Origin of the sequence: Streptomyces fumanus (assembly GCF_014655295.1) — a bacterium.
GTDB lineage: Bacteria > Actinomycetota > Actinomycetes > Streptomycetales > Streptomycetaceae > Streptomyces > Streptomyces fumanus.
Genome location: NZ_BNBI01000012.1, coordinates 178,972 through 202,689, shown reverse-complemented (window position 1 = coordinate 202,689; position 23,718 = coordinate 178,972). Strand labels below are relative to the sequence as shown.

Below are 23,718 nucleotides of genomic sequence, written 5' to 3'. Positions count from 1 at the left end.
TCCGCAACCTTTCGGGCGCGGCGGGTACTCGTATAAGTGCTGGTCGTCACGGAGCGTAGAGAACCTATGTCCCTGAGTGACGAGACTGGTGTATCGTCCCGACAGGGGCTGCGCCGCGCACCGTTCGGCGCCGGGGATGGACATGGAGACTGTGAGGGGGGCGACGGGCGATGCACGGTCTGTGGACGCACGATCCGACGCGGCGGAGCCGCCGTCGACGGCCCTGGCGCACGACCGCGCGCCGACGGGGCCAGCACGGCCACCACGGTGGCCAGCACGGCCACCACGGTGGCCAGCACGGCCACCGTCGACGGCGGCACGGAAGCTGCGGGAAGCCCGCTCATCCAGCGCTGCTGGCCCCGCGGGGCCGGGCGGCCGCACGGACCGGGAGGCTCCGGTGACCTCGCCGCCGCCTCCCGCGCCCACGCTCGACGGAGCGCTGCGCACCCGTCCGGCCCCCGGACCGCTGCTGACCCGGCCGTCGGCCGGCACCGGCGGCGGGACCGGGCTGGCCCGTCAACTCGCGCTGGCCCTGGTCTGCGCGGTCTACGCCGTCGGCTCCGCGTTCGGCTGGGGCTCCGAGCGGCTCGCCTTGATCATGGGGGACTTCGGGCTGGGCGCCGCCGCCGCGGCCGCCGCCGTCTCCTGCTTCCTCTACGCCCGCCGCCCCCTGGTGCGCTTCCGGCCGGCCTGGCTGCTGTTCGCCCTGTCCTCCGCGATGGCGTCCCTGGGGAACCTGGTCTGGGGGTGGTACGAGGTCGTCCTCCAGCGGCCGGTGCCCAGCCCCAGCTACGCGGACCTGTTCTTCCTCTGTTTCGCGCCGCCCGCCATCGTCGGCCTGCTGGTGTTCGCCAAACGGCCGGCGACCAAGGCCGGCTGGGTCTGCCTCGGGCTGGACGCCTGGCTGATCGGCGGTTCGCTGCTCACCCTGGCCTGGAGCCTGGCGCTGGCCCAGGCCGCCCAGGCCGACGGCTCCAGCGTGGCCCACACCGCGCTGTCGCTGGCCTATCCGCTGCTGGACATCGCCCTGGTCAGCATCGTGCTGGCGCTGCACTTCCGGCGCTCGGCGGTGTACCGCTCCGCGGTCAACACCGCGATCGGCGCGCTGGCGCTGACCGTGATGTGCGACGCCCTGTTCACCTCGCCGCTGCTCCACCACAGCTACCGCTCCGGGCAGTTGCTCGACGCGGGCTGGTTCGCCGGTTCGCTGCTGCTGGCGTACGCCCCCTGGGCCGGGTCGCGGCACGGGCGGCGGGCCGACGAGGGCGACGGCGGCGGGCACACGCGCGTGGTGCGCGAGCACCTGCCCGGGCAGCGCGGCGCCGCCCGCCCGCCCGCGATGCCCCTGCCGGGCGGCGAGCACAGCCGCTACCCGGCCGCCCGCCCGCTCACCGGGTCGCTGGCCGCGCTCACGCCCTACCTGGCCGCCGCCGTCTGCACCCTGGGCATCCTCTACAACGTGCTCAACGGGCACAGCGTCGACCGCGTGGTCCTGCTGACCTGCGGCACCGTCGTGCTCGCCCTGGTGGTGCGGCAGGGCATCATGCTGCTCGACAACATCACCCTCACCCAGGAACTGGCCCAGAAGGAGAACCACTTCCGCTCCCTGGTGCAGGGTTCCAGCGACGTCATCATGATCGCCGCGCCCAACGGGGTGCTGCGGTACGTCTCCCCGGCCGCTGCCGGGGTCTACGGCCGCCCCGCCGAGGAACTGGTCGGCAGCGAACTGGCCGGGCTGATCCACCCCGAGGACCTGGGCCGCGTGGTGCACGAGGTCCGCCGGTTCCTCGCCGCCAACCCGGTGGAGGAACCCACCACGCGCATCGAGTGCCGCTTCCGGTCCGGCGACGGCGGCTGGCTCAACGTCGAGTCCACCGTCAACCGCCACCAGGGCGGGCTGATCTTCAACAGCCGGGACGTGACCGAGCGGGTCCGCCTCCAGGCCCAGCTCCAGCACAACGCCGAGCACGACCCGCTCACCGACCTGCCCAACCGCGCCCTGTTCACCAAGCGCGTCCAGCAGGCCCTGTCCGGCCGCCGCGCCTCCGACCGGGGCACCGCCCTGCGCGGCACCGCCGTGCTCTTCATCGACCTCGACGGCTTCAAGGCCGTCAACGACACGATCGGGCATCAGGCCGGGGACGAGCTGCTCGTCCAGGCCGCCCGCAGACTCCAGGAGGCGGTCCGGCAGGGCGACACCGCCTCCCGGCTGGGCGGCGACGAGTTCGCGGCCCTGATCGTCGGGGACGGCACCCGGGACCGCTCCGCCCGCGAACGGCACATCCTGGAACTCGCCGACCGCCTCAGGCTGACGCTGTCCCAGCCCTACCTCATCGACGGCAACGACGTCCGGGTCAACGCCTCCATCGGCGTCGCCTTCGCCGAACCCGGCCTCGACGCGGGGGAGTTGCTGCGCAACGCCGACCTGGCCATGTACCGGGCCAAAGCCGGCGGCAAGGGCCGGGTGGAGCTGTACAAGCCGCAGATGCAGCAGGACGTCGTCCGCAAGGCGGAGCTGGCCACCCGGCTGCGGGCCGCGCTGCACGACGGCGAGTTCACGCTGCTGCACCAGCCGGTGGTGTCCCTGGCCGACGGCCGGATCGCGTCGGTCTGCGCGCAGGCGCGCTGGCGCTCCTCGCAGGGGGTGCTGTTCACGCCCGCCGAGTTCCTGCGGGTCGCCGAGGACAGCGACAGGACCGCCGAGCTGGACCGGTGGATCCTCCAGGAGGCGGTCGAGCAGGCCGCCGAGCGGGCCGCCGCCGGTGCCACCGCGCCCGTGGCGGTCCGGGTCGGCGCCCGGCGGCTGCTGGACCGCTCGATGCCGCTGGGCTCCGTCGAGGGCCTGCTGACCCGGCACGGGCTGCCGCCCGGCTCCCTGGTGATCGAGCTGGCCGACCCCGACCCCCGGATCGGCCTGGACGAGCTGGAGCGCCGGCTGACCGCGCTGCGCCGGGTCGGCGTACGCATCGCGCTGGACGGCTTCGGCGGCGGCCAGGCGGCCATCGCGGCCCTGCGGCGGCTCCCCGTCGACATCGTCAAGCTCGACCGGGGCCTGGTCGAGGGCGTCGTGGAGTCCGCCCGGCTGCACAAGATCACCAGTGGGCTGCTGCGGATCGCCGGCGACCTCGGGCTGCAGTCGGTGGCCGACGGGGTGGACCTGCCCGAGCAGGTGGTCGCCCTGCGCGCGATGGGCTGCACCCACGGGCAGGGCATGGCCTTCTCCGGCCCGCTGGACGAGTACCGGCTGCGCAGGGCGCTCGGCACGGGCGGCTACCCGGTGCCGCACGGCCCGGCCGAACCCCGCTACCCGGGCGGCACCGGCGTCTACCCGGTCGGCGGAGGCCCCCTGCCGACCAGCAGGAATCCCGAGATGATCCCCGTCGTCCTGGGCGGCGGCACGGCCCTGCGTTCACATGATGAGACTCCCGTCCCACCCACTTGACAGTGAGTGCGTGCCGGGGGGAGGGTCAGTTCCATGCGCACCCGAATTCTCGTACTTGGACAGCGCGTCGGCTGAAGCTGGTGACGTCCGGACCGACCCGGAATCCCAGCGACCCACACCCGGCGCGCTCCCCTCGCTTGCCTTCTGGCACGAGGGGTTTTTTGTTGCACCAGCACCTGCCGACCGGCGGTCACAGACCGCACAAAAGTTGCTAAAACCCTCAGCATCGAGAAGAGAATGACGATGACCGAGCAGGCCACCGGGGCCCATCATCCGCAGCCGCGGCCCCGATCCGGAGGACAGCAGTCCACGACCGTCGAGCACGTCACGGGCGCGCAGTCCCTCATCCGTTCTCTCGAGGAGGTCGGGGCCGACACGGTGTTCGGCATTCCCGGCGGTGCGATCCTTCCCGCGTACGACCCGATGATGGACTCCACCCGGGTGCGGCACGTCCTGGTCCGGCACGAGCAGGGCGCGGGCCACGCCGCCGAGGGGTACGCGCTGGCCACCGGCAAGGTCGGCGTCTGCATGGCCACCTCGGGCCCCGGCGCGACCAACCTGGTGACCCCGATCGCCGACGCGCACATGGACTCGGTGCCGATGGTCGCCATCACCGGCCAGGTCGCCTCCTCCTCGATCGGCACCGACGCCTTCCAGGAGGCGGACATCGTCGGCATCAGCATGCCGATCACCAAGCACAACTTCCTGGTCACCAAGGCCGAGGACATCCCCCGGGTGATCGCGCAGGCGTTCCACATCGCCTCCACCGGCCGCCCCGGCCCGGTCCTGGTCGACATCGCCAAGGACGCCCTCCAGGCGAAGACCACCTTCTCCTGGCCGCCCACCATGGACCTGCCCGGCTACCGCCCGGTGACCAAGCCGCACGCCAAGCAGATCCGCGAGGCCGCCAAGCTGATCACCGCCGCCAAGCGGCCCGTCCTCTACGTCGGCGGCGGCGTCCTCAAGGCCCGGGCCACCGCCGAGCTGAAGGTCCTCGCCGAACTGACCGGCGCGCCCGTCACCACCACCCTGATGGCGCTCGGCGCGTTCCCCGACAGCCACCCGCTGCACGTGGGCATGCCGGGCATGCACGGTTCGGTCACCGCCGTCACCGCGCTGCAGAAGGCCGACCTGATCGTCGCCCTCGGCGCCCGCTTCGACGACCGCGTCACCGGCAGGCTGGACAGCTTCGCCCCGCACGCCAAGATCGTGCACGCCGACATCGACCCGGCCGAGATCGGCAAGAACCGGGCCGCCGACGTGCCGATCGTGGGCGACGCCCGCGAGGTCATCGCCGACCTGATCCAGGCCGTGCAGAAGGAGCACAGCGAGGGCGGCCAGGGCGACTACGCCGCCTGGTGGAAGGACCTCAACCGCTGGCGCGAGACCTACCCGCTCGGCTACGACCAGCCGGCCGACGGCTCGCTCTCGCCGCAGCAGGTCATCGAGCGCATCGGCCGACTCGCCCCGGAGGGCACGATCTTCGCCGCGGGCGTCGGCCAGCACCAGATGTGGGCCGCGCACTTCATCGCCTACGACAAGCCCGCCACCTGGCTGAACTCCGGCGGCGCCGGGACGATGGGGTACGCCGTCCCGGCCGCCATGGGCGCCAAGGCCGGCGCACCCGAGCGGACCGTCTGGGCGATCGACGGCGACGGCTGCTTCCAGATGACCAATCAGGAACTGACCACCTGCGCCCTGAACAACATCCCGATCAAGGTCGCCATCATCAACAACGGCGCCCTCGGCATGGTCCGCCAGTGGCAGACGCTCTTCTACAACCAGCGCTACTCCAACACCGTGCTGCACTCCGGCCCGGACGACATCAACCCGGCGGCCCGCGGCACCCGCGTCCCGGACTTCGTGAAGCTGGCGGAGGCGATGGGCTGCCACGCCATCCGCTGCGAGGACCCGGCCGACCTGGACAAGGTGATCGAGGAGGCCAACGCGATCAACGACCGCCCGGTCGTGGTGGACTTCATCGTCCACGAGGACGCGATGGTGTGGCCGATGGTCGCCGCCGGCACCTCCAACGACGAGATCATGGCCGCCCGGGACGTCCGCCCCGACTTCGGCGACAACGCAGACGACTGAGAGCCGTAAAGGAAGCAGACCATGTCCAAGCACACGCTCTCCGTCCTGGTGGAGAACAAGCCGGGCATCCTGGCCCGGATCGCCGCCCTCTTCTCCCGCCGCGGCTTCAACATCGACTCGCTCGCCGTCGGTGTCACCGAGCACCCCGACATCTCCCGCATCACCATCGTGGTCGGCGTGGAGGAACTGCCGCTGGAGCAGGTCACCAAGCAGCTCAACAAGCTGGTCGAGGTGCTGAAGATCGTCGAACTGGAGCCCGCCCAGGCGGTCCAGCGCGAACTGGTCCTGGTGAAGGTGCGCGCCGACAACGAGACGCGCTCCCAGATCGTCGAGATCGTGCAGTTGTTCCGCGCCAAGACCGTGGACGTCTCCCCGGAGGCCGTCACGATCGAGGCCACCGGTTCCGGCGAGAAGCTGTCCGCCATGCTCAAGATGCTGGAGCCGTACGGCATCAAGGAGCTGGTGCAGTCCGGCACGATCGCCATCGGACGCGGCGCCCGTTCGATCACGGACCGCTCGCTGCGCGCGCTCGACCGGTCCGCCTGACACCGGAACCGGGCGGCCGGCCAGCCCCGGCCGCCCGTATTCCGAGACCCTGAGACGTCCCCTCCCCCCACCGGCATACGGTGGGACGCGACACCCGTACACAAGGAGAGAACCCAAAGTGGCCGAGCTGTTCTACGACGCCGACGCCGACCTGTCCATCATCCAGGGCCGCAAGGTCGCGGTCATCGGTTACGGCAGCCAGGGCCACGCCCACGCCCTGTCGCTGCGCGACTCCGGCGTCGATGTGCGCGTCGGTCTGCACGAGGGCTCCAAGTCCAAGGCGAAGGCCGAGGAGCAGGGCCTGCGCGTGGTCAGCCCCGCCGAGGCCGCCGCCGAGGCCGACGTCATCATGATCCTGGTCCCGGACCCGATCCAGGCCCAGGTCTACGAGGAGCACATCGCCGGCAACCTCAAGGACGGCGACGCCCTGTTCTTCGGCCACGGCCTGAACATCCGCTACGGCTTCATCAAGCCCCCGGCCGGCGTGGACGTCTGCATGGTCGCCCCCAAGGGCCCCGGCCACCTGGTGCGCCGTCAGTACGAGGAGGGGCGCGGCGTGCCCTGCATCGCCGCCGTCGAGCAGGACGCCTCCGGCAACGCCTTCGCGCTGGCCCTGTCGTACGCCAAGGGCATCGGCGGCACCCGCGCGGGCGTCATCAAGACGACCTTCACCGAGGAGACCGAGACCGACCTCTTCGGTGAGCAGGCCGTGCTGTGCGGCGGCACCTCGGCGCTGGTGAAGGCGGGCTTCGAGACCCTGGTCGAGGCCGGTTACCAGCCGGAGATCGCCTACTTCGAGTGCCTGCACGAGCTGAAGCTGATCGTCGACCTCATGTACGAGGGCGGCCTGGAGAAGATGCGCTGGTCGATCTCCGAGACCGCCGAGTGGGGCGACTACGTCACCGGCCCGCGGATCATCACCGACGCCACCAAGGCCGAGATGAAGAAGGTCCTCGCCGAGATCCAGGACGGCACCTTCGCCAAGAACTGGATGGACGAGTACCACGGCGGCCTGAAGAAGTACAACGAGTACAAGAAGCAGGACTCCGAGCACCTGCTGGAGACCACCGGCAAGGAGCTGCGCAAGCTCATGAGCTGGGTCGACGAGGAGGCGTAAGCCTCGTCGGCAGGGGCCGGGGCGGACCGCTCCGGCCCCGTCGTCCATCCGTTGTCCAACCCGTCCAGCATCGGACGGGTGATCCTTCCGCAGCGGCGTAAGACGACGTACCCGGCGCCACTACACTGCTGCACAACAATCGCGTCAGGCCCACAGCGTCGTGCGTCTTCCACGCGGCTGGCAACCCTCCACCGCCTGCGGCCGTCGGGACGGCCGTCCGCATTGGACTTGTGAGGACCCACGTGAGCTCGAACCCCGTCGTACTCATCGCTGAAGAGCTGTCGCCCGCGACCGTGGACGCGCTCGGACCCGACTTCGAGATCCGCCACTGCAACGGAGCGGACCGGGCGGAACTGCTCCCCGCCATCGCCGACGTGGACGCGATCCTGATCCGCTCGGCCACCAAGGTCGACGCCGAGGCCATCGCCGCCGCGAAGAAACTCAAGGTCGTCGCACGAGCCGGCGTCGGCCTGGACAACGTGGACGTCGCCGCCGCCACCAAGGCCGGCGTGATGGTCGTCAACGCCCCGACCTCCAACATCGTGACCGCCGCCGAGCTGGCCTGCGGTCTGATCCTCGCCACCGCCCGCAACATTCCGCAGGCCAACGCCGCGCTGAAGAACGGCGAGTGGAAGCGGAGCAAGTACACCGGTGTCGAGCTGGCCGAGAAGACCCTCGGCGTGGTCGGCCTGGGCCGCATCGGCGCCCTGGTCGCCCAGCGGATGTCCGCCTTCGGTATGAAGGTCGTCGCCTACGACCCCTACGTACAGCCCGCGCGGGCCGCGCAGATGGGCGTCAAGGTGCTGACGCTGGACGAGCTGCTGGAGGTCTCCGACTTCATCACCGTCCACCTGCCCAAGACCCCCGAGACCCTCGGTCTGATCGGCGACGAGGCGCTGCGCAAGGTCAAGCCCAGCGTCCGCATCGTCAACGCCGCGCGCGGCGGCATCGTCGACGAGGAGGCGCTGTACTCGGCGCTCAAGGAGGGCCGGGTCGCCGGCGCCGGTCTGGACGTGTACGCCAAGGAGCCGTGCACGGACTCGCCGCTGTTCGAGTTCGACCAGGTGGTCGCCACCCCCCACCTCGGCGCCTCCACCGACGAGGCCCAGGAGAAGGCCGGCATCGCGGTCGCCAAGTCGGTGCGGCTCGCGCTCGCCGGCGAGCTGGTCCCGGACGCGGTCAATGTGCAGGGCGGGGTCATCGCCGAGGACGTGCGCCCCGGGCTGCCGCTGGCCGAGCGCCTCGGCCGGATCTTCACCGCGCTCGCCGGGGAGGTCGCCGTCCGCCTCGACGTCGAGGTGTACGGCGAGATCACCCAGCACGACGTGAAGGTGCTGGAGCTCTCCGCGCTCAAGGGCGTCTTCGAGGACGTCGTCGACGAGACGGTGTCGTACGTCAACGCCCCGCTGTTCGCCCAGGAGCGCGGCGTCGAGGTGCGGCTGACCACCAGCTCGGAGTCGACCGAGTACCGCAACGTGGTGACGGTGCGCGGCACCCTCACCGGCGGCGAGGAGGTCTCGGTCTCCGGCACGCTGGCCGGCCCCAAGCACCTCCAGAAGATCGTCGCGGTCGGCGAGTACGACGTCGACCTGGCGCTCGCTGACCACATGGTGGTCCTGCGCTACGAGGACCGTCCCGGCGTCGTCGGCACCGTCGGCCGCATCCTCGGGGAGGCGGGCATCAACATCGCCGGCATGCAGGTCGCCCGGGCCACGGTGGGCGGCGAGGCCCTCGCGGTCCTGACCGTCGACGACACGGTGGCCCCCGGGGTGCTGGCCGAACTCGCGGCGGAGATCGGCGCGACGTCGGCTCGCTCGGTCAACCTGGCCTAAGTGGCCGCCGGTCCGGGGGCCCCTGCCCCCGGGCCCCCGCTTCCGGCCCCGGACGGGCCCCGTCCTCAAGCGCCGGACGAGCTGACTCTCACGGCCTGCCCGGACCGGGCCCCAGGCGGTGCGCCTTGAGGGTCATGTGCAGCAGCAGGCGGTGTTCGCCGTCGTCCAGGTCGAGGCCGGTGAGCTGCTCGACGCGGGCGAGGCGGTAGTACAGGGTCTGGCGGTGCACGCCGAGGGCCGCGGCCGTGCGGCCCGCCTGGCCGGCGTGGTCGAGGTAGACCTCGGCGGTGCGGGCCAGCTCGCGGTGGGCGGGGGAGAGCAGGGACCGTACGGCGGGGTCGTGCGCGGCCCCCGGGGGCAGCGCGGTCAGCAGACGGTACGGGCCGATCGACGCCCACTGCGCCACCGGGCCGAACCGGGGCTCCGCGAGCGCCGCCCGCGCGGCGGCGGACGCCTCCCGCCAGGCCGCCCCCAGCTCCGCCAGCCCGGTCCGGGCGGTGGCGACCCCGGCGGCGGCCCCGGTCGCGGCGGTGCCGTGCGGTGTCCCGCCGAGGCCGCCGGCCCGTTCCAGCAGCCGGGTCGCCGCCGTGATCGCCGGGGCCGGGGTGTCGGCGGAGCGCAGCCGGATCAGCAGGGCCAGGGCGTGCGCCGCCGGTCCCCAGGGCAGGGTGCACAGCGCCGCCGCCCCCGGCACCGTACGCACGCTCGGCGCGTCGTCGGGGTCGGCGGAGGGCCAGGGGGCGACGCAGACCAGGGTGTGCGGGACCTCGGCGCGGGGGCCGAGGGCGCCGCGCAGTTCCGTGACGGCCAGGTCCCGCTGCCAGGTGTCCCCGGCGGTGAGCACGGCCCGCAGCTCGCGGCTGAGGTCGGCGCCGTGCTGGGCCTCGTCGGCGAGCAGCGCGCCGATCCGGGCGGTGACGTCCATGGCCGCGGCGAGCTGGCGCCCGGTGGGGCCGGGGTCGGTGTCCAGCAGCCAGACATAGCCGAGGACGACGCCCCGGTGCCGTACCGGCAGGCAGATCCGGCCCCGGTGGACGCCCGCCTCCGGGGTGGGCGGGATGCGGACCGGGCCGGTCGCCCGGGTGATGCCGAAGCCCTCGAACCAGGCGCGGACCGCCGGGGTGGAGCGCCGGGTCAGGATCGAGCGGGCCCGGACCGGGTCCAGCGCCGACGGATCGAGGTCGCCCTCGCTGTCGTACGCGCCGAAGGCGATCAGCCCGAAGTCGCGGTTCTCCAGGGTCGCGGGGGCGCCCAGCAGTTCCGAGATCTCGTCGACCAGCTCCTGGTAGTCACCCCTGAAATCCGACGTCACCCGGACATTCTCGCGCACACTCCACCGGCCTTCATACATCTGTCTGAGATCCGCGGCACGGATGCGTGACAGGTGTCGATGGCCGAGGATCGGAGCAGTCCCTAGGTTTCACGGTGGCAGAGCCTGTGTTTTCGCAAGTGGAGGTGCCCCGTGCTGGGTCCCGTGATTCTCGCCGCGTCGCGCAGCGACCGGATGCGACGTCTGGTCTCGGCGGCTCCCGTGACCAAGCAGGTCGTGGACCGCTTCATCCCCGGTGAGAACGTCGACGAGATCGTCCCCATCGTCCGCGATCTCACCGACCGGGGCCTGGAGCTGACGATGGACGTCGTCGGCGAGGACATCACCACCCCCGAGCAGGCCGAGGCCGCCCGCGACGCCTACCTGGAGCTGATCGACCGGCTCAGGCCGCTCGACCTGGGCACCCGCGCGGAGATGTCCGTGAAGCTGTCGATGTTCGGCCAGGCGCTGGACGGCGGCCACGAGCTGGCGCTGCGGAACGTCCGTCCGGTCGTCGAGGCCGCCGCCGCCATCGGCACCACGGTCACCCTGGACGCCGAGGACCACACCACCCTCGACTCGATGTTCGCCATCCACGAGGAACTGCGGAAGGACTTCCCCCAGACCGGCTGCGTGATCCAGGCGTACCTGTTCCGTACCGAGGCCGACGCGCGCCGCCTCGCCGCCGCCGGCAGCCGCGTACGGTTGGTGAAGGGCGCCTACAAGGAGCCCGCCGAGGTCGCCTACCAGCAGAAGCACGAGATCGACAAGGCGTACGTCCGCATCCTGAAGACGCTGATGGAGGGCGACGGCTACCCGATGATCGGGTCGCACGACCCGCGTCTGATCAGCATCGCCCAGGAACTCGCCCACCGGGCCGGCCGCAAGCTCGACGAGTACGAGTTCCAGATGCTGTACGGCATCCGCGGCGAGGAGCACCTGCGGCTGGCCGCGGAGGGCCACCGCATGCGCGTCTACACCGCCTACGGCACCGACTGGTACGGCTACTTCATGCGCCGTCTGGCGGAGAAGCCGGCGAACCTCCGGTTCTTCGCGCGCTCGATGGTCACCAAGGGCTGAGCCGCCCGCTCGCAACACCGCTCACATCAAGGAGTTACGGAACCCATGGACGCTGTGACCCAGGTCCCCACCCCCGTCAACGAGCCGGTGCACGGCTACGCCCCCGGCTCGCCCGAGCGCGCCCGGCTGGAGGCCAAACTCAAGGAGCTGGCCGAGAACCCGATCGACCTGCCCTGCACCATCGGCGGCGAGAAGCGGATGGGCGGCGGTGAGCGCTTCGACGTCGTCCAGCCGCACAACCACAAGGCCCGCCTGGGCACGTACGGCAACGCCACCCAGCAGGACGCCCGGGATGCCATCGACGCCGCCCTCGCCGCGGCCCCCGCCTGGCGGGCGATGTCCTTCGACGACCGCGCGGCGATCATCCTGCGCGCCGCCGAGCTGCTGTCCGGCCCGTGGCGCGAGACGCTGGCCGCCTCCACCATGCTCGGCCAGTCCAAGACCGCCCAGCAGGCCGAGATCGACACCCCCTGCGAGCTGGTCGACTTCTGGCGGTTCAACGTCTCCTACGCCCGGCAGATCCTCGCCGAGCAGCCCCCGGCCAACGCCCCGGGCGTCTGGAACCGGCTGGACCACCGCCCGCTGGAGGGCTTCGTCTACGCGATCACGCCGTTCAACTTCACGGCCATCGCCGCCAACCTGCCCACCGCCCCGGCCCTGATGGGCAACGTGGTGGTCTGGAAGCCGTCCCCGACCCAGACGCACGCCGCCGTGCTGATGATGGAGCTGCTGGAGGAGGCGGGGCTGCCCAAGGGCGTCATCAACCTCGTCACCGGCGACGGCCTGGAGGTCTCCGAGGTCGCCCTGAACCACCGCGACCTGGCCGGCATCCACTTCACCGGCTCGACCAAGACCTTCCAGCACCTGTGGAAGACGGTCGGCAACAACATCGAGAAGTACCGCACCTACCCGCGCCTGGTCGGCGAGACCGGCGGCAAGGACTTCGTGGTCGCCCACCCGTCGGCCGACCGCGCGGTGCTCAAGACGGCGCTGACCCGCGGTGCCTTCGAGTACCAGGGCCAGAAGTGCTCGGCGACCTCCCGCGCGTACATCCCGGCGTCCATCTGGAACGACGGCTTCAAGGAGGAGTTCGCGGCCGAGGTCGACGGCATCGCCATGGGTGACGTCACCGACCTGTCGAACTTCATCGGCGCCGTCATCGACGAGCGCGCCTTCGCCAAGAACAAGGCCGCCATCGACCGCGCCGCGGCCGACCCGGCCTGCACCATCGTGGCCGGCGGCTCCTACGACGACTCGGTCGGCTACTTCGTCCGCCCGACCGTCATCGAGTGCACCGACCCGGAGAACGAGGTCTTCACCACCGAGTACTTCGGCCCGATCCTCGCGGTGTACGTCTACGACGACGAGAAGTACGACGAGATGCTGACCCAGATGGAGTCGGTGTCGGACTACGCGCTCACCGGCTCGGTCATCGCCAACGACCGCGCGGCGGCGGCCTACACGATGGAGAAGCTGCGCTACGCGGCCGGCAACTTCTACATCAACGACAAGTCGACCGGTGCCGTCGTCGGCCAGCAGCCCTTCGGCGGCGGCCGGGCCTCCGGCACCAACGACAAGGCCGGCGCCCCGCAGAACCTGATGCGCTGGACCCTGACCCGCGCCATCAAGGAGACGCTGGTCCCGCCGACCGACTACCGCTACCCGCACATGGGCTGACGCCCACCCCGCGCCGGACGGGCCAGGTCACCCCCCGACCTGGCCCGTCCGTCTTTTCGCAGGTCGCGGGGGTGCGGCCGGGGTCGCCGTCTCAGATAGTAGGAAGTCCGAGTAATTGTGGAGACACGAGCGCGCTCCTCGCTTAGCTTTGTAGGAGCCGAACGTCTCGCAGCATCCAGCGAACGGCGTGGTGAGCCCGGCCCCGCGCAGGTGACCCCTGCGGCCGGTACGCTCCCCGCCCCTTCCGGCGTCTCGCAATCCGCTTCCGAGCTCCCGTGTGCCGAAGGAGTCGATTCCCATGGCCGAGACGACCGACCGCCGCCGCGTCCGTCACCTCTCCCGTACCAGCGACACCGACCGGAAGAACGCCGCCGCCGCCCTCCAGCGCGCCCTGGACCGCCGGGACAACGGCGGCGCCACCGGTCACTGAGCCGCCGCGCTCACCCGCCGCGCCGCACCTCGAAGTGGTCGACGCGCTCCCCGGCCGGGGTCAGCGCCGACACCCTCAGCGTCGGCGCGGCGCCCGCCTCCGCCTCCACCGCGAGGTAGGAGAAGCCCCGGTAGCGCACCCGGGACCACGTCACGGTCTCGGCCGTGCGGTGCCCGGACCGGTTCCAGCGGAAGCTGTCGACCGACTCCCGGTCGGCCGGGTGGCCCGCGTAGCTCTCCGGCACGCCCGCCGGGAAGCCGTACAGCTCCCGGCCGCCGCCGCCCGCGGTGACGTAGACCGTGCCGTCCCGGGCCGGGTCGGTGGACCCGCCGATGGGGACGGCCCGGCCGACCTCGCCGCCGCGGAGCGCGTCCGTCCGCTCGTAGACGTGGTTGTGCCCGTTGATCACCAGGTCCACCCGGTGCTCGGTGAACAGCGGCTCCCACGCGGCCCGCACCCCGCCGTCCGAGGCGTGCGTCGAGGTGGAGTACGCGCAGTGGTGGAAGAAGACGACGACGAAGTCGATGCCGTCCGCCGCCCGCAGCTTCGCCAGCGTCCGCGCCAGCCAGCGGGTCTGCCGGCCGCCGGTGACCCCGAGGTTGGCGCGGATCTCGTACGACACGTCGTTGGCGTCCAGCGCCACCACCCCCACGTTGCCGTACCGGAAGGCGTACACGCCCGGTGCCGTGCGCGGGTCGACGCCGTTGTCCGGCAGGGCGAACCGGGCGAGCTGGCCGCCGTAGCCGTCGGGTGAGTACCACGCCTCCATGTCGTGGTTGCCGGTCGTCACCATCCACGGCACCGACCGTGCCACCGGCTCGGTCTGCCGCAGGAACCGGTCCCACTGCCGTGCGTCGTACAGGTCCGACGCCTTGCCCTGCCCCTTGTCGTCCGCGTAGCAGATGTCGCCCGCGTGCAGGTGGAAGGCGGGTGCCCGGCGTAGCAGCGCGCCGTTGTTGCCGGCCGCGTCGGGGCCGACGCCCTGGTCGCCGAAGGCGGTGAACACGAACCGCTCCGGGGCCGCCGGCGCGGTACGGAAGGGCGTGACGGTGGCGCGGTGCGGTGCCGCCGCCGGGTCGAAGCCGTCGTGGCCGACGCCGTAGTAGTACGTCGTGCCGGGGCGCAGCCCGTCCAGCGCGACATGGCAGTAATACTGCTCCACGGCCGGACGCGCCCCCTGAAGCGCCGGAGTGCGCAGCGCGCGGACCTCCGCCGGAATGCGCCGGCTCAGTTCATCGGGGCGCACTCCCACCCGGAGGTACGGGCGGCGCACCGGCAGCGGCACCTGCCAGGAGACCCGCATCTGCCGCATCGGGTCCGCGCCGAAGGCGAGATGACGGCCGAACGGCGCCAGACCCGCCCCCGACACCGTCACCGACGCGGGCGGCGCCGGCCGCGCCACCCGGGTCCCGCTGCCGCCGGAACACCCGGTCAGCAGCCCGCCGGCCACCGCGCCCGCCGTCACCAGCGCCCGCCGGCGGGTCAGCCGGTCCCGCAGATACTCGTACCGCTCCGCCATGCTCATCCGGCGCGCCAGCTCGGGCGGGACGCCGAAGTCGGGGATCTCCATGCCCCAAGGACTTCCCGCCGCCCGCCAACACCCGCCCGGCGAACGGGTGAACGCCCGCCGACGAAAAACCGCCGTCCGAATGCCGGACGGCCTGTGTCATCCCATGGGACGGGGAGTAGGGTGCGCGACATGTCTCGCAGCATCGATCTCGCAGTCATTCCCGGCGACGGCATCGGCCAGGAGGTCGTGGCCGAAGGTCTCAAGGTCCTCTCCGCCGTCCTCCCGCAGGATGTGAAGCTGGAGACCAAGGAGTACGACTTCGGCGCCCGCCGCTACCACGCGACCGGTGAGACCCTCACCGACGCCGACCTCGACGCCCTCAAGCGGCACGACGCCATCCTGCTCGGCGCCATCGGCGACCCGTCGGTGCCCTCCGGCGTCCTGGAGCGCGGCTTCCTGCTCAAGCTCCGCTTCGCCTTCGACCACCACGTCAACCTGCGGCCCAGCAAGCTGCTGCCCGGCGTGGCCACGCCGCTGAAGGGCGAGCCGGTCATCGACTTCGTCGTGGTCCGCGAGGGCACCGAGGGCCCGTACACCGGCAACGGCGGCACGATCCGCAAGGGCACGCCCCACGAGGTCGCCACCGAGGTCTCCGTCAACACCGCCTACGGGGTCGAGCGGGTGGTCCGCGACGCCTTCGCCCGCGCCCAGGCCCGCCCCCGCAAGAAGCTCGCGCTGATCCACAAGAACAACGTGCTGACCTTCGCGGGCCACCTGTGGACGAACGTCTTCAACCGGGTGGCCGAGGAGTTCCCCGAGGTCAGCACCGAGTACATGCACGTCGACGCGGCCACCATCTACCTGGTCACCCAGCCCGAGCGGTTCGACGTCATCGTCACCGACAACCTGTTCGGCGACATCATCACCGACCTCGCCGCGGCCGTCTCCGGCGGCATCGGCGTCGCCGCCAGCGGGAACATCAACCCGTCCGGCGAGTACCCCTCGATGTTCGAGCCGGTGCACGGCTCCGCGCCCGACATCGCCGGCCAGGGCAAGGCCGACCCCAGCGCCACCGTGCTCTCCGTCGCCCTGCTGCTGCGCCACCTCGGCCACGAGGCCGAGGCGACCCGGATCGAGGAGGCGGTCGCCGCCGACCTCGCCGAGCGCGTCGGCAAGCCCGCCCGCTCCACCTCCGAGATCGGCGACGCCCTCGCCGTACGCGTAGCCGGCTGATCCGTCGGTTCCGCAGCGAAGCCGCCGGGTCACGACACCCGGCGGCTTCCGCATGTCCCCGCCGGGTGCGACCATCTTCCCCTGAGCCGCTTTCACGCCGATTTCTTCCGCGTGCTCCCCTTGCGATAATCGAACGCGGAGCCGCGGGACGAGGGAAAGCTCGGACGTCCTGGCACTGGCCACTGGCAGTACTGGCGTGAGCGCGGCCCGTCACTACAACCGGTGAAGGACACCCAACTGATGACGACGCCCACGATCGAGCTCAAGCCGTCCGCCCACCCGCTCTCCGCCGGGGAGCGGGAGGCGATCCTGGCCCACCCCGGGTTCGGCCGCCACTTCACCGACCACATGGTGACGATCAAGTGGACCGAGGGCCGCGGCTGGCACGACGGCCAGCTCGTCCCGTACGCCCCGCTCTCCCTCGACCCGGCCACCATGGTCCTGCACTACGCGCAGGAGATCTTCGAGGGGTTGAAGGCGTACCGCCGCCCCGACGGGTCCGTCGCCACCTTCCGCCCCGAGAAGAACGCCGAGCGCTTCCAGGCGTCCGCGCGGCGGCTGGGGATGCCGGAGCTGCCGGTGGAGACCTTCATCGAGGCGTGCGACGCGCTGGTCCGCCAGGACCAGGCGTGGGTCCCGGCACACGGCGGCGAGGAATCCCTCTACCTGCGCCCCTTCATGATCGCGACCGAGGTCGGGCTCGGTGTGAAGCCCGCCAACGAGTACCTCTTCCTGGTCATCGCCTCCCCGGCCGGCGCCTACTTCCCCGGCGGGGTGAAGCCGGTCTCCATCTGGGTCTCCGAGGACCGGGTGCGTGCCGTCCCCGGCGGCATGGGCGACGCCAAGACCGGCGGCAACTACGCCGCGTCCCTGCTCGCCCAGGCCGAGGCCGCCGCCAAGGGCTGCGACCAGGTCTGCTACCTCGACGCCATCGAGCGCCAGTGGGTCGAGGAGCTGGGCGGCATGAACCTGTACTTCGTGTACGGCGACCGGATCGTGACGCCCTCGCTGACCGGCTCCATCCTGGAGGGCGTCACCCGCGACTCCCTGCTCACCGTCGCCCGTGACCTCGGGTACGCGGCCGAGGAGGGCCGGATCTCCGTCGACCAGTGGCAGCGCGACGCGGAGAACGGCACCCTCACCGAGGTCTTCGCCTGCGGCACCGCCGCCGTGATCACACCGGTCGGCACCGTCAAGCGGGCCGGCGGCGAGTGGCAGCAGGGCGGCGGCGAGCCCGGCGAGGTCACGATGAGGCTGCGCCGCGCGCTGCTCGACATCCAGCGCGGCACCGCCGAGGACACCCACGGCTGGATGCACACGCTGGCCTGAGCCCAGACGCCCATCGGGCCGCCCGGACGACTCGTCCGGGCGGCCTTCGGCGTTTTCGAGCGCCGCTCGAACCAGAAGAAGGGGGCGTTGGCGTACGCGCGTCTTCGGTTTAGAGTGCTGCTCTAACCAAGGAGGTGTCCCGTCGTGCGTCTGACCCCCACGGAACGCGACCGGCTGCTGCTGTTCTCGGCCGCCGAACTCGCCCGAGCCCGCCGGGCGCGCGGTGTCCGGCTCAATGTGCCGGAGGCGACCGCGCTGATCGCCGACACGGTCTGCGAGGCGGCCCGCGACGGCGCCCGGCTCGCCGAGGCGGTGGACCGCGCCCGGTCGGTGCTCGGTCCCGACGACGTGCTGCCCGGGGTGGCGGACGTGGTCACCGAGGTGCACGTGGAGGCGGTCTTCGACGACGGCTCGCGGCTCGCGATCGTCACCGACCCGATCGGCGGCGGACTGGGCCCGGACGCGCCGGGGGCGCTGCTGCCCGGTCCGGCCCACCCGGAGCCCGCGGCGGCGGTGCAACTGCCGGTCACCAACACCGCGTCCGTGCCGGTCTCGGTCACCTCCCACTTCCACTTCTTCGAGGCCAACCCGCGCCTGGACTTCGACCGCGAGCGGGCCTACGGGATGCGGCTGGCGGTGCCGGCGGGGTCGTCCGTGCGGTTCGGGCCGGGGGAGAGCCTGGAGGTCGGACTGGTGCCGATCGGGGGCGAGCGGGTCGTGATCGGCTTCGCCGGTCTGGTCGACGGGCCGCTGGACGCGCCGGGCGCCCGGGCGGAGGCGCTGCGGCGGGCCGCCGCCTGCGGCTACCTCGGCGCGAGCGTGCCGGAGGAGCGGCGATGAGCCGGCCCGGCGGACACCCGGCCGCACCCCGGCACCTGACCCCGCACGAGTACGCCGCCACCCACGGCCCCCGGGCCGGCGACCGGCTGCGGCTCGGCGACTCGGGGCTGGTGATCCAGGTGGAGTCGGACGCGCAGCGGTACGGGGACGAGTTCCTGGCCGGGTTCGGCAAGACCGCCCGGGACGGACTGCATCTGAAGGCCGCCGCCGTCCGCGACACCTGCGACGTGGTGATCAGCAACGTGGTCGTGATCGACGCGGTGCTCGGCGTGCGCAAGGTGTCCATCGGCATCCGCGAGGGCCGCATCCACGCCATCGGCCGGGCCGGCAACCCCGACACCCTGGACGGCGTCGACGTGGTGGTCGGCACCGGCACGTCCATCGTCTCCGGCGAGGGCCTGATCGCCACCGCCGGGGCCGTCGACACCCACGTCCACCTGCTCTCCCCGCGGATCATGGAGGCGTCCCTCGCCTCCGGCGTCACGACCGTCATCGGGCAGGAGTTCGGCCCGGTGTGGGGCGTCGGGGTCAACTCGCCCTGGGCGCTGAGGCACGCCTTCGACGCGTTCGACGCCTGGCCGGTCAACATCGGCTTCCTCGGCCGGGGCTCGTCCTCCCACCCGGCGCCGCTGGTCGAGGCGCTGGCCGAGGGCGGCGCCTGCGGGTTCAAGGTGCACGAGGACATGGGCGCCCACACCCGCGCCCTGGACACCGCCCTGCGGGTCGCCGAGGAGCACGACGTGCAGGTCGCCCTGCACAGCGACGGCCTCAACGAGTGCCTGTCGGTGGAGGACACCCTGCGGGTGCTGGAGGGCCGCACCATCCACGCCTTCCACATCGAGGGCTGCGGCGGCGGACACGTCCCGAACGTGCTGAAGATGGCCGGCGTCCCGAACGTCATCGGCTCCTCCACCAACCCCACCCTGCCGTTCGGCCGGGACGCCGTCGCCGAGCACTACGGCATGATCGTCTCGGTCCACGACCTGAAGACCGACCTGCCGGGCGACGTCGCCATGGCCCGCGACCGCATCCGCGCCTCCACCATGGGCGCCGAGGACGTGCTGCACGACCTGGGCGCGATCGGCATCACCTCCTCCGACGCGCAGGGCATGGGCCGGGCCGGCGAGACCGTGCGGCGCACCTTCGCGATGGCCGGGAAGATGAAGGCCCAGTTCGGCGCCCCCGAGGACCACGACAACGAGCGGGTCCTGCGCTACATCGCCAAGCTCACCATCAACCCGGCCATCGCCCACGGCCTGGCCCACGAGGTCGGCTCGATCGAGGTCGGCAAGCTCGCCGACATCGTGCTGTGGCGGCCGGAGTACTTCGGCGCCAAACCGCAGCTCGTCCTGAAGTCCGGCTTCCCCGCGTACGGCGTGACCGGCGACCCCAACGCGGCCACCGACACCTGCGAGCCCCTCGTGCTGGGCCCCCAGTTCGGCGCCCACGGCGCGACCCCGGCCGAGATATCGGTGGCCTTCGTCGCCCGCGCCGCCCTCGACCAGGGCCGGGACCGGATGCCGACCCGCCGGCGCCGGGTCGCGGTGCGCGGCACCCGGGGCATCGGCCCGGCCGACCTGCTGCGCAACACCCGTACCGGCCAGGTCGACGTGGACCAGCGGACCGGGCTGGTCACCCTGGACGGCGCACCGGTCCGCTCCGGACCGGCCGAGTCCGTCTCCCTCAACCGTCTCTACTTCCTGTGAAGGTGCCCGCCATGACCCCCGCCGCCGACGGCTTCCGCATGCCCCCCGAGTGGGCCCCGCACGAGCGCACCTGGATGGCCTGGCCCGGCCCCAACCCCACCTTCGACGACCCCGGCGAGCTGGCCGCCGCCCGCCGCGCCTGGGCCTCCGTGGCCCGCGCGGTGCGCCGCTTCGAACCGGTGACGGTGGTGTGCGGGCCGGGCCAGTCCGCCGGGGCGCGGGAGCTGCTCGGCGACGGCATCGACACCGTCGAGCGGGAGCTGGACGACGCCTGGATGAGGGACATCGGCCCGACCTTCCTGACCGACGGCACCCGACTGGCCGCCGTGGACTGGACGTTCAACGGCTGGGGCGCGCAGGAGTGGGCCCGCTGGGAGCACGACGCGAAGATCGCCCGCGAGGTCGCCGGCCTGGCCGGGGTCCGTACGTACGCCTCGGAGCTGGTCAACGAGGGCGGCGGCATCCACGTCGACGGCGAGGGCACCGTGCTGCTCACCGAGACCGTGCAACTCGGCCCCGAACGCAACCCCGGCTGGACCAGGGAACAGGTCGAGGCCGAGATCCACGCCCACCTCGGCACCCGCAAGGCGATCTGGCTGCCGCGCGGCCTGACCGCCGACTACCCGCCGCACGGGTACGGCACCCTCGGCCACGTCGACATCGTCGCCGCCTTCGCCGGCCCCGGCGTGGTCGTCGCCCACCACCAGCCCGACCCGGCCCACCCCGACCACGAGGTCACCCGGGAGGCCATCGGCATCCTGAAGTCCGCCACCGACGCCCGGGGCCGCCGCCTGGAGGTGGTCGAGGTCGCCGCGCCCACCGTCCTGGAGGCCGACGGGCACTGGGCCGACTACTCCTACATCAACCACTACGTCTGCAACGGCGGCGTCGTCCTGTGCGCCTTCGACGACCCCCGCGACGACCTCGCGGCCGGCGTCTTCCGCCGTCTGTACCCGGGGCGCGCGGTCACCCTGGTCGACGCGCGTACGATCTTCGCGGGCGGCGGCGGCATCCACTGCATCACGCAGCAGCAGCCGAAGATCTAGGACCCGGGGAGAGCAGCGATGGCCGGTGGTGGGCGCAGACCGGCGCCGCCGCGGGAGGACCTCCTCGCGGCCGCCATGGCGATGATCGCCGAACGCGGCCTGGAGCGGCTCACCATGGCCGCGCTCGGCCGCGAGGTCGGCATGAGCAGCGGCCACCTCCTGTACTACTTCCGTACCAAGGACGAACTGCTGCTGCAGACCCTGGAGTGGAGCGAGGGCCGGCTCGGCGCCGAGCGCGGCCGGCTCCTCACCCGGCCCGGCAGCGCCCGCGACCGCCTGGACGCGTACGTGGAGCTGTACGTGCCCGACGGCCACCGCGACCCGCACTGGACGCTCTGGCTGGAGGTGTGGAACCGGTCGCAGAACGCCCCCGACGACGCCCGCGACCGGCAGGCCGCCATCGAGGGCGCCTGGCACCGCGACCTGACCGCGCTGCTGGCCGAGGGCGTCTCGCGCGGGGAGTTCCGCGCCGTCGACCCCGACCGGTTCGCCACCCGGCTGCGCGCCCTCCTCGACGGCTTCGCCATCCATGTGGCGATCGGCCTGCGCGGCACCGACCGGCGGCGCGTCCTTACCCACGTACGGGAGTTCCTGGACGAACACCTGACCCCACGGCCGACCGCATCGTGAGACGGGCGCTGGACACCACGGGTAACTGTGGTTGACTGCCGACGTGCTCTCGTTCGCCATGATTATTGGCAGCAGGCGCGCCGGTCCGCAGTGACCGCCACGTACGACCAGGTACGGGCGGACACCGTCGTCCTCGACCCGCGCGCAGACCTCTCGCACCCGCGAGGGGTTTTTTCGTTTTCCCGGCCCACCACACGCCGGGGACGGAGCGCGCGGGATCATAGAAGGACGGTGGAGCCGGTCATTCCGGTAGACCGAGATCCCATACAGGAGCCTTGAAGATCATGACCGCACCCAGCGAGCTCGACGATTCCTTCCACGTCTTCGACACCACCCTGCGCGACGGCGCGCAGCGCGAGGGCATCAACCTCACCGTCGCGGACAAGCTGGCCATCGCCCGGCACCTGGACGACTTCGGCGTGGGCTTCATCGAGGGCGGCTGGCCCGGCGCCAACCCGAGGGACACCGAGTTCTTCGCCCGCGCCCGGGAAGAGATCGACTTCAAGCACGCCCGGCTGGTCGCGTTCGGCGCCACCCGCCGCGCCGGCGCCAAGGCCGCCGAGGACCCGCAGGTCAGAGCACTGCTCGACTCCGGCGCCGAGGTGATCACGCTGGTCGCCAAGTCGCACGACCGGCACGTCGAGCTGGCCCTGCGCACCACCCTCGACGAGAACCTGGAGATGGTCCGCGACACCGTCTCCCACCTGCGCGCCGAGGGCCGCCGGGTGTTCGTCGACTGCGAGCACTTCTTCGACGGCTACCGCGCCAACCCCGAGTACGCCAAGGCGGTCGTCCGCGCCGCCGCCGAGGCCGGCGCCGACGTGGTCGTGCTGTGCGACACCAACGGCGGCATGCTCCCCGCGCAGATCCAGGCCGTGGTCGCCACCGTGCTCGCCGACACCGGCGCCCGGCTCGGCATCCACGCCCAGGACGACACCGGCTGCGCGGTCGCCAACACCCTCGCCGCCGTCGACGCGGGCGCCACCCACGTGCAGTGCACGGCCAACGGCTACGGCGAGCGGGTCGGCAACGCCAACCTCTTCCCGGTCGTCGCCGCCCTGGAACTGAAGTACGGCAAGACGGTCCTGCCGGCCGGCCGGCTCAGCGAGATGACCCGGATCTCGCACGCCATCGCCGAGGTCGTCAACCTCACCCCCTCCACCCACCAGCCCTACGTCGGCGTCTCCGCCTTCGCGCACAAGGCCGGCCTGCACGCCTCCGCGATCAAGGTCGACCCCGACCTGTACCAGCACATCGACCCCGAGCGGGTTGGCAACACCATGCGGATGCTCGTCTCCGACATGGCCGGCCGCGCCTCCATCGAGCTGAAGGGCAAGGAACTCGGCATCGACCTCGGCGGCGACCGCGAACTGGTCGGCCGGGTGGTGGAGCGGGTCAAGGAACGCGAGCTCAAGGGCTACACCTACGAGGCCGCCGACGCCTCCTTCGAACTGCTGCTGCGCGCCGAGGCCGAGGGCGGCCCGCTGACCTACTTCACCGTGGAGTCCTGGCGGGCCATCGTGGAGGACCGCCCCGACGGCACCCACGCCAACGAGGCCACCGTCAAGCTCTGGGCCAAGGGCGAGCGCATCGTCGCCACCGCCGAGGGCAACGGCCCGGTCAACGCGCTCGACCGGGCCCTGCGCGTCGGTCTGGAGCAGATCTACCCGCAGCTCGCCCAGCTCGACCTGGTCGACTACAAGGTCCGCATCCTGGAGGGCAAGCACGGCACCAGCTCCACCACCCGGGTCCTGATCTCCACCTCCGACGGCTCGGGGGAGTGGTCGACGGTGGGCGTCGCCGAGAACGTGATCGCCGCGTCCTGGCAGGCCCTGGAGGACGCCTACACCTACGGCCTGCTGCGGGCCGGCGTCAGCCCCGCCGAGTGACCTGACCG

At 72.1% G+C, this 23,718-nt stretch carries 17 protein-coding genes; 15 read left to right on the top strand and 2 right to left on the bottom strand.

Annotated features, from left to right (window positions below):
- Nucleotides 1-397 precede the first annotated feature (397 nt).
- The 5 genes from IE316_RS26470 to serA all read left to right on the top strand — a co-directional run bounded on the left by IE316_RS26470 (nt 398) and on the right by serA (nt 9,031).
- Nucleotides 398-3,442, top strand: coding sequence for a putative bifunctional diguanylate cyclase/phosphodiesterase (locus IE316_RS26470; protein WP_190206987.1), 3,045 nt, complete (start codon nt 398-400; stop codon nt 3,440-3,442).
- A gap of 243 nt (nt 3,443-3,685) precedes the next feature.
- Nucleotides 3,686-5,536 carry an acetolactate synthase large subunit gene (locus IE316_RS26465; RefSeq protein WP_190206986.1) on the top strand — a complete coding sequence of 617 codons (1,851 nt, stop codon included), beginning with the start codon at nt 3,686-3,688 and terminating at the stop codon, nt 5,534-5,536.
- Nucleotides 5,537-5,557: 21 nt separating this feature from the next.
- A complete protein-coding gene (gene ilvN, locus IE316_RS26460; RefSeq protein ID WP_190206985.1) occupies nt 5,558-6,082 on the top strand; it encodes an acetolactate synthase small subunit in 525 nt (174 codons plus the stop codon).
- 118 nt (nt 6,083-6,200) lie between these two features.
- Nucleotides 6,201-7,199, top strand: coding sequence for a ketol-acid reductoisomerase (gene ilvC, locus IE316_RS26455; RefSeq protein ID WP_190206984.1), 999 nt, complete (start codon nt 6,201-6,203; stop codon nt 7,197-7,199).
- 242 nt (nt 7,200-7,441) lie between these two features.
- On the top strand, nt 7,442-9,031 hold the full coding sequence (gene serA, locus IE316_RS26450; RefSeq protein WP_190206983.1) for a phosphoglycerate dehydrogenase: 1,590 nt from the start codon (nt 7,442-7,444) through the stop codon (nt 9,029-9,031).
- Nucleotides 9,032-9,119: 88 nt separating this feature from the next.
- On the opposite strand, the gene IE316_RS26445 is transcribed toward serA, so the two are convergent.
- Nucleotides 9,120-10,382 (bottom strand): helix-turn-helix domain-containing protein, encoded by a 1,263-nt coding sequence (locus tag IE316_RS26445; protein ID WP_190206982.1) that lies wholly within the window; start codon nt 10,380-10,382, stop codon nt 9,120-9,122.
- Nucleotides 10,383-10,493: 111 nt separating this feature from the next.
- Here IE316_RS26445 and IE316_RS26440 point away from each other — a divergent pair, with 111 nt between their 5' ends.
- From IE316_RS26440 to IE316_RS36015, 3 genes are all read left to right on the top strand, one after another.
- Entirely contained in the window at nt 10,494-11,420 is a 927-nt protein-coding gene (locus IE316_RS26440; protein WP_190206981.1) for a proline dehydrogenase family protein, read from the top strand.
- Nucleotides 11,421-11,465: 45 nt separating this feature from the next.
- Nucleotides 11,466-13,097 (top strand): L-glutamate gamma-semialdehyde dehydrogenase, encoded by a 1,632-nt coding sequence (pruA, locus tag IE316_RS26435; protein WP_190206980.1) that lies wholly within the window; start codon nt 11,466-11,468, stop codon nt 13,095-13,097.
- Between the two features lie 298 nt (nt 13,098-13,395).
- On the top strand, nt 13,396-13,527 hold the full coding sequence (locus IE316_RS36015; RefSeq protein WP_268257653.1) for a hypothetical protein: 132 nt from the start codon (nt 13,396-13,398) through the stop codon (nt 13,525-13,527).
- Nucleotides 13,528-13,537: 10 nt separating this feature from the next.
- On the opposite strand, the gene IE316_RS26430 is transcribed toward IE316_RS36015, so the two are convergent.
- Nucleotides 13,538-15,097, bottom strand: a complete 1,560-nt coding sequence (locus IE316_RS26430) for a purple acid phosphatase family protein (protein WP_190206979.1) — start codon at nt 15,095-15,097, stop codon at nt 13,538-13,540.
- Nucleotides 15,098-15,226: 129 nt separating this feature from the next.
- Between IE316_RS26430 and IE316_RS26425 the strand changes: the two genes are divergently transcribed.
- The 7 genes from IE316_RS26425 to cimA all read left to right on the top strand — a co-directional run bounded on the left by IE316_RS26425 (nt 15,227) and on the right by cimA (nt 23,710).
- Entirely contained in the window at nt 15,227-16,270 is a 1,044-nt protein-coding gene (locus IE316_RS26425; protein ID WP_190206978.1) for a 3-isopropylmalate dehydrogenase, read from the top strand.
- Between the two features lie 240 nt (nt 16,271-16,510).
- On the top strand, nt 16,511-17,599 hold the full coding sequence (locus tag IE316_RS26420; protein ID WP_190206977.1) for a branched-chain amino acid aminotransferase: 1,089 nt from the start codon (nt 16,511-16,513) through the stop codon (nt 17,597-17,599).
- A gap of 144 nt (nt 17,600-17,743) precedes the next feature.
- Nucleotides 17,744-18,439: an urease subunit gamma gene (ureA, locus tag IE316_RS26415; RefSeq protein ID WP_190206976.1), complete on the top strand. Its 696-nt coding sequence runs from the start codon at nt 17,744-17,746 to the stop codon at nt 18,437-18,439.
- Nucleotides 18,436-20,145 carry an urease subunit alpha gene (locus tag IE316_RS26410; protein ID WP_190206975.1) on the top strand — a complete coding sequence of 570 codons (1,710 nt, stop codon included), beginning with the start codon at nt 18,436-18,438 and terminating at the stop codon, nt 20,143-20,145. The genes ureA and IE316_RS26410 overlap by 4 nt, the downstream gene beginning before the upstream one ends.
- A gap of 11 nt (nt 20,146-20,156) precedes the next feature.
- Complete coding sequence (locus tag IE316_RS26405; RefSeq protein ID WP_190206974.1) at nt 20,157-21,191, top strand: agmatine deiminase family protein; 1,035 nt, start codon at nt 20,157-20,159, stop codon at nt 21,189-21,191.
- Nucleotides 21,192-21,209: 18 nt separating this feature from the next.
- Nucleotides 21,210-21,821 carry a TetR/AcrR family transcriptional regulator gene (locus IE316_RS26400; RefSeq protein WP_190206973.1) on the top strand — a complete coding sequence of 204 codons (612 nt, stop codon included), beginning with the start codon at nt 21,210-21,212 and terminating at the stop codon, nt 21,819-21,821.
- A 284-nt stretch (nt 21,822-22,105) separates the two neighbouring features.
- On the top strand, nt 22,106-23,710 hold the full coding sequence (gene cimA, locus IE316_RS26395; protein WP_190206972.1) for a citramalate synthase: 1,605 nt from the start codon (nt 22,106-22,108) through the stop codon (nt 23,708-23,710).
- The last annotated feature ends 8 nt before the right edge of the window (nt 23,711-23,718 follow it).

What these genes read in the sequence shown, in the direction of transcription:
- IE316_RS26465 (WP_190206986.1), top strand. Translation starts at nt 3,686, where the DNA reads ATGACCGAGCAGGCCACCGGGGCCCATCATCCGCAGCCGCGGCCCCGA.
- ilvN (WP_190206985.1), top strand. Translation starts at nt 5,558, where the DNA reads ATGTCCAAGCACACGCTCTCCGTCCTGGTGGAGAACAAGCCGGGCATC.
- IE316_RS26445 (WP_190206982.1), bottom strand. Translation starts at nt 10,382, where the DNA reads ATGTATGAAGGCCGGTGGAGTGTGCGCGAGAATGTCCGGGTGACGTCG.
- pruA (WP_190206980.1), top strand. Translation starts at nt 11,466, where the DNA reads ATGGACGCTGTGACCCAGGTCCCCACCCCCGTCAACGAGCCGGTGCAC.
- IE316_RS36015 (WP_268257653.1), top strand. Translation starts at nt 13,396, where the DNA reads ATGGCCGAGACGACCGACCGCCGCCGCGTCCGTCACCTCTCCCGTACC.
- IE316_RS26430 (WP_190206979.1), bottom strand. Translation starts at nt 15,097, where the DNA reads ATGGAGATCCCCGACTTCGGCGTCCCGCCCGAGCTGGCGCGCCGGATG.
- IE316_RS26425 (WP_190206978.1), top strand. Translation starts at nt 15,227, where the DNA reads ATGTCTCGCAGCATCGATCTCGCAGTCATTCCCGGCGACGGCATCGGC.
- IE316_RS26420 (WP_190206977.1), top strand. Translation starts at nt 16,511, where the DNA reads ATGACGACGCCCACGATCGAGCTCAAGCCGTCCGCCCACCCGCTCTCC.
- IE316_RS26410 (WP_190206975.1), top strand. Translation starts at nt 18,436, where the DNA reads ATGAGCCGGCCCGGCGGACACCCGGCCGCACCCCGGCACCTGACCCCG.
- IE316_RS26405 (WP_190206974.1), top strand. Translation starts at nt 20,157, where the DNA reads ATGACCCCCGCCGCCGACGGCTTCCGCATGCCCCCCGAGTGGGCCCCG.
- IE316_RS26400 (WP_190206973.1), top strand. Translation starts at nt 21,210, where the DNA reads ATGGCCGGTGGTGGGCGCAGACCGGCGCCGCCGCGGGAGGACCTCCTC.
- cimA (WP_190206972.1), top strand. Translation starts at nt 22,106, where the DNA reads ATGACCGCACCCAGCGAGCTCGACGATTCCTTCCACGTCTTCGACACC.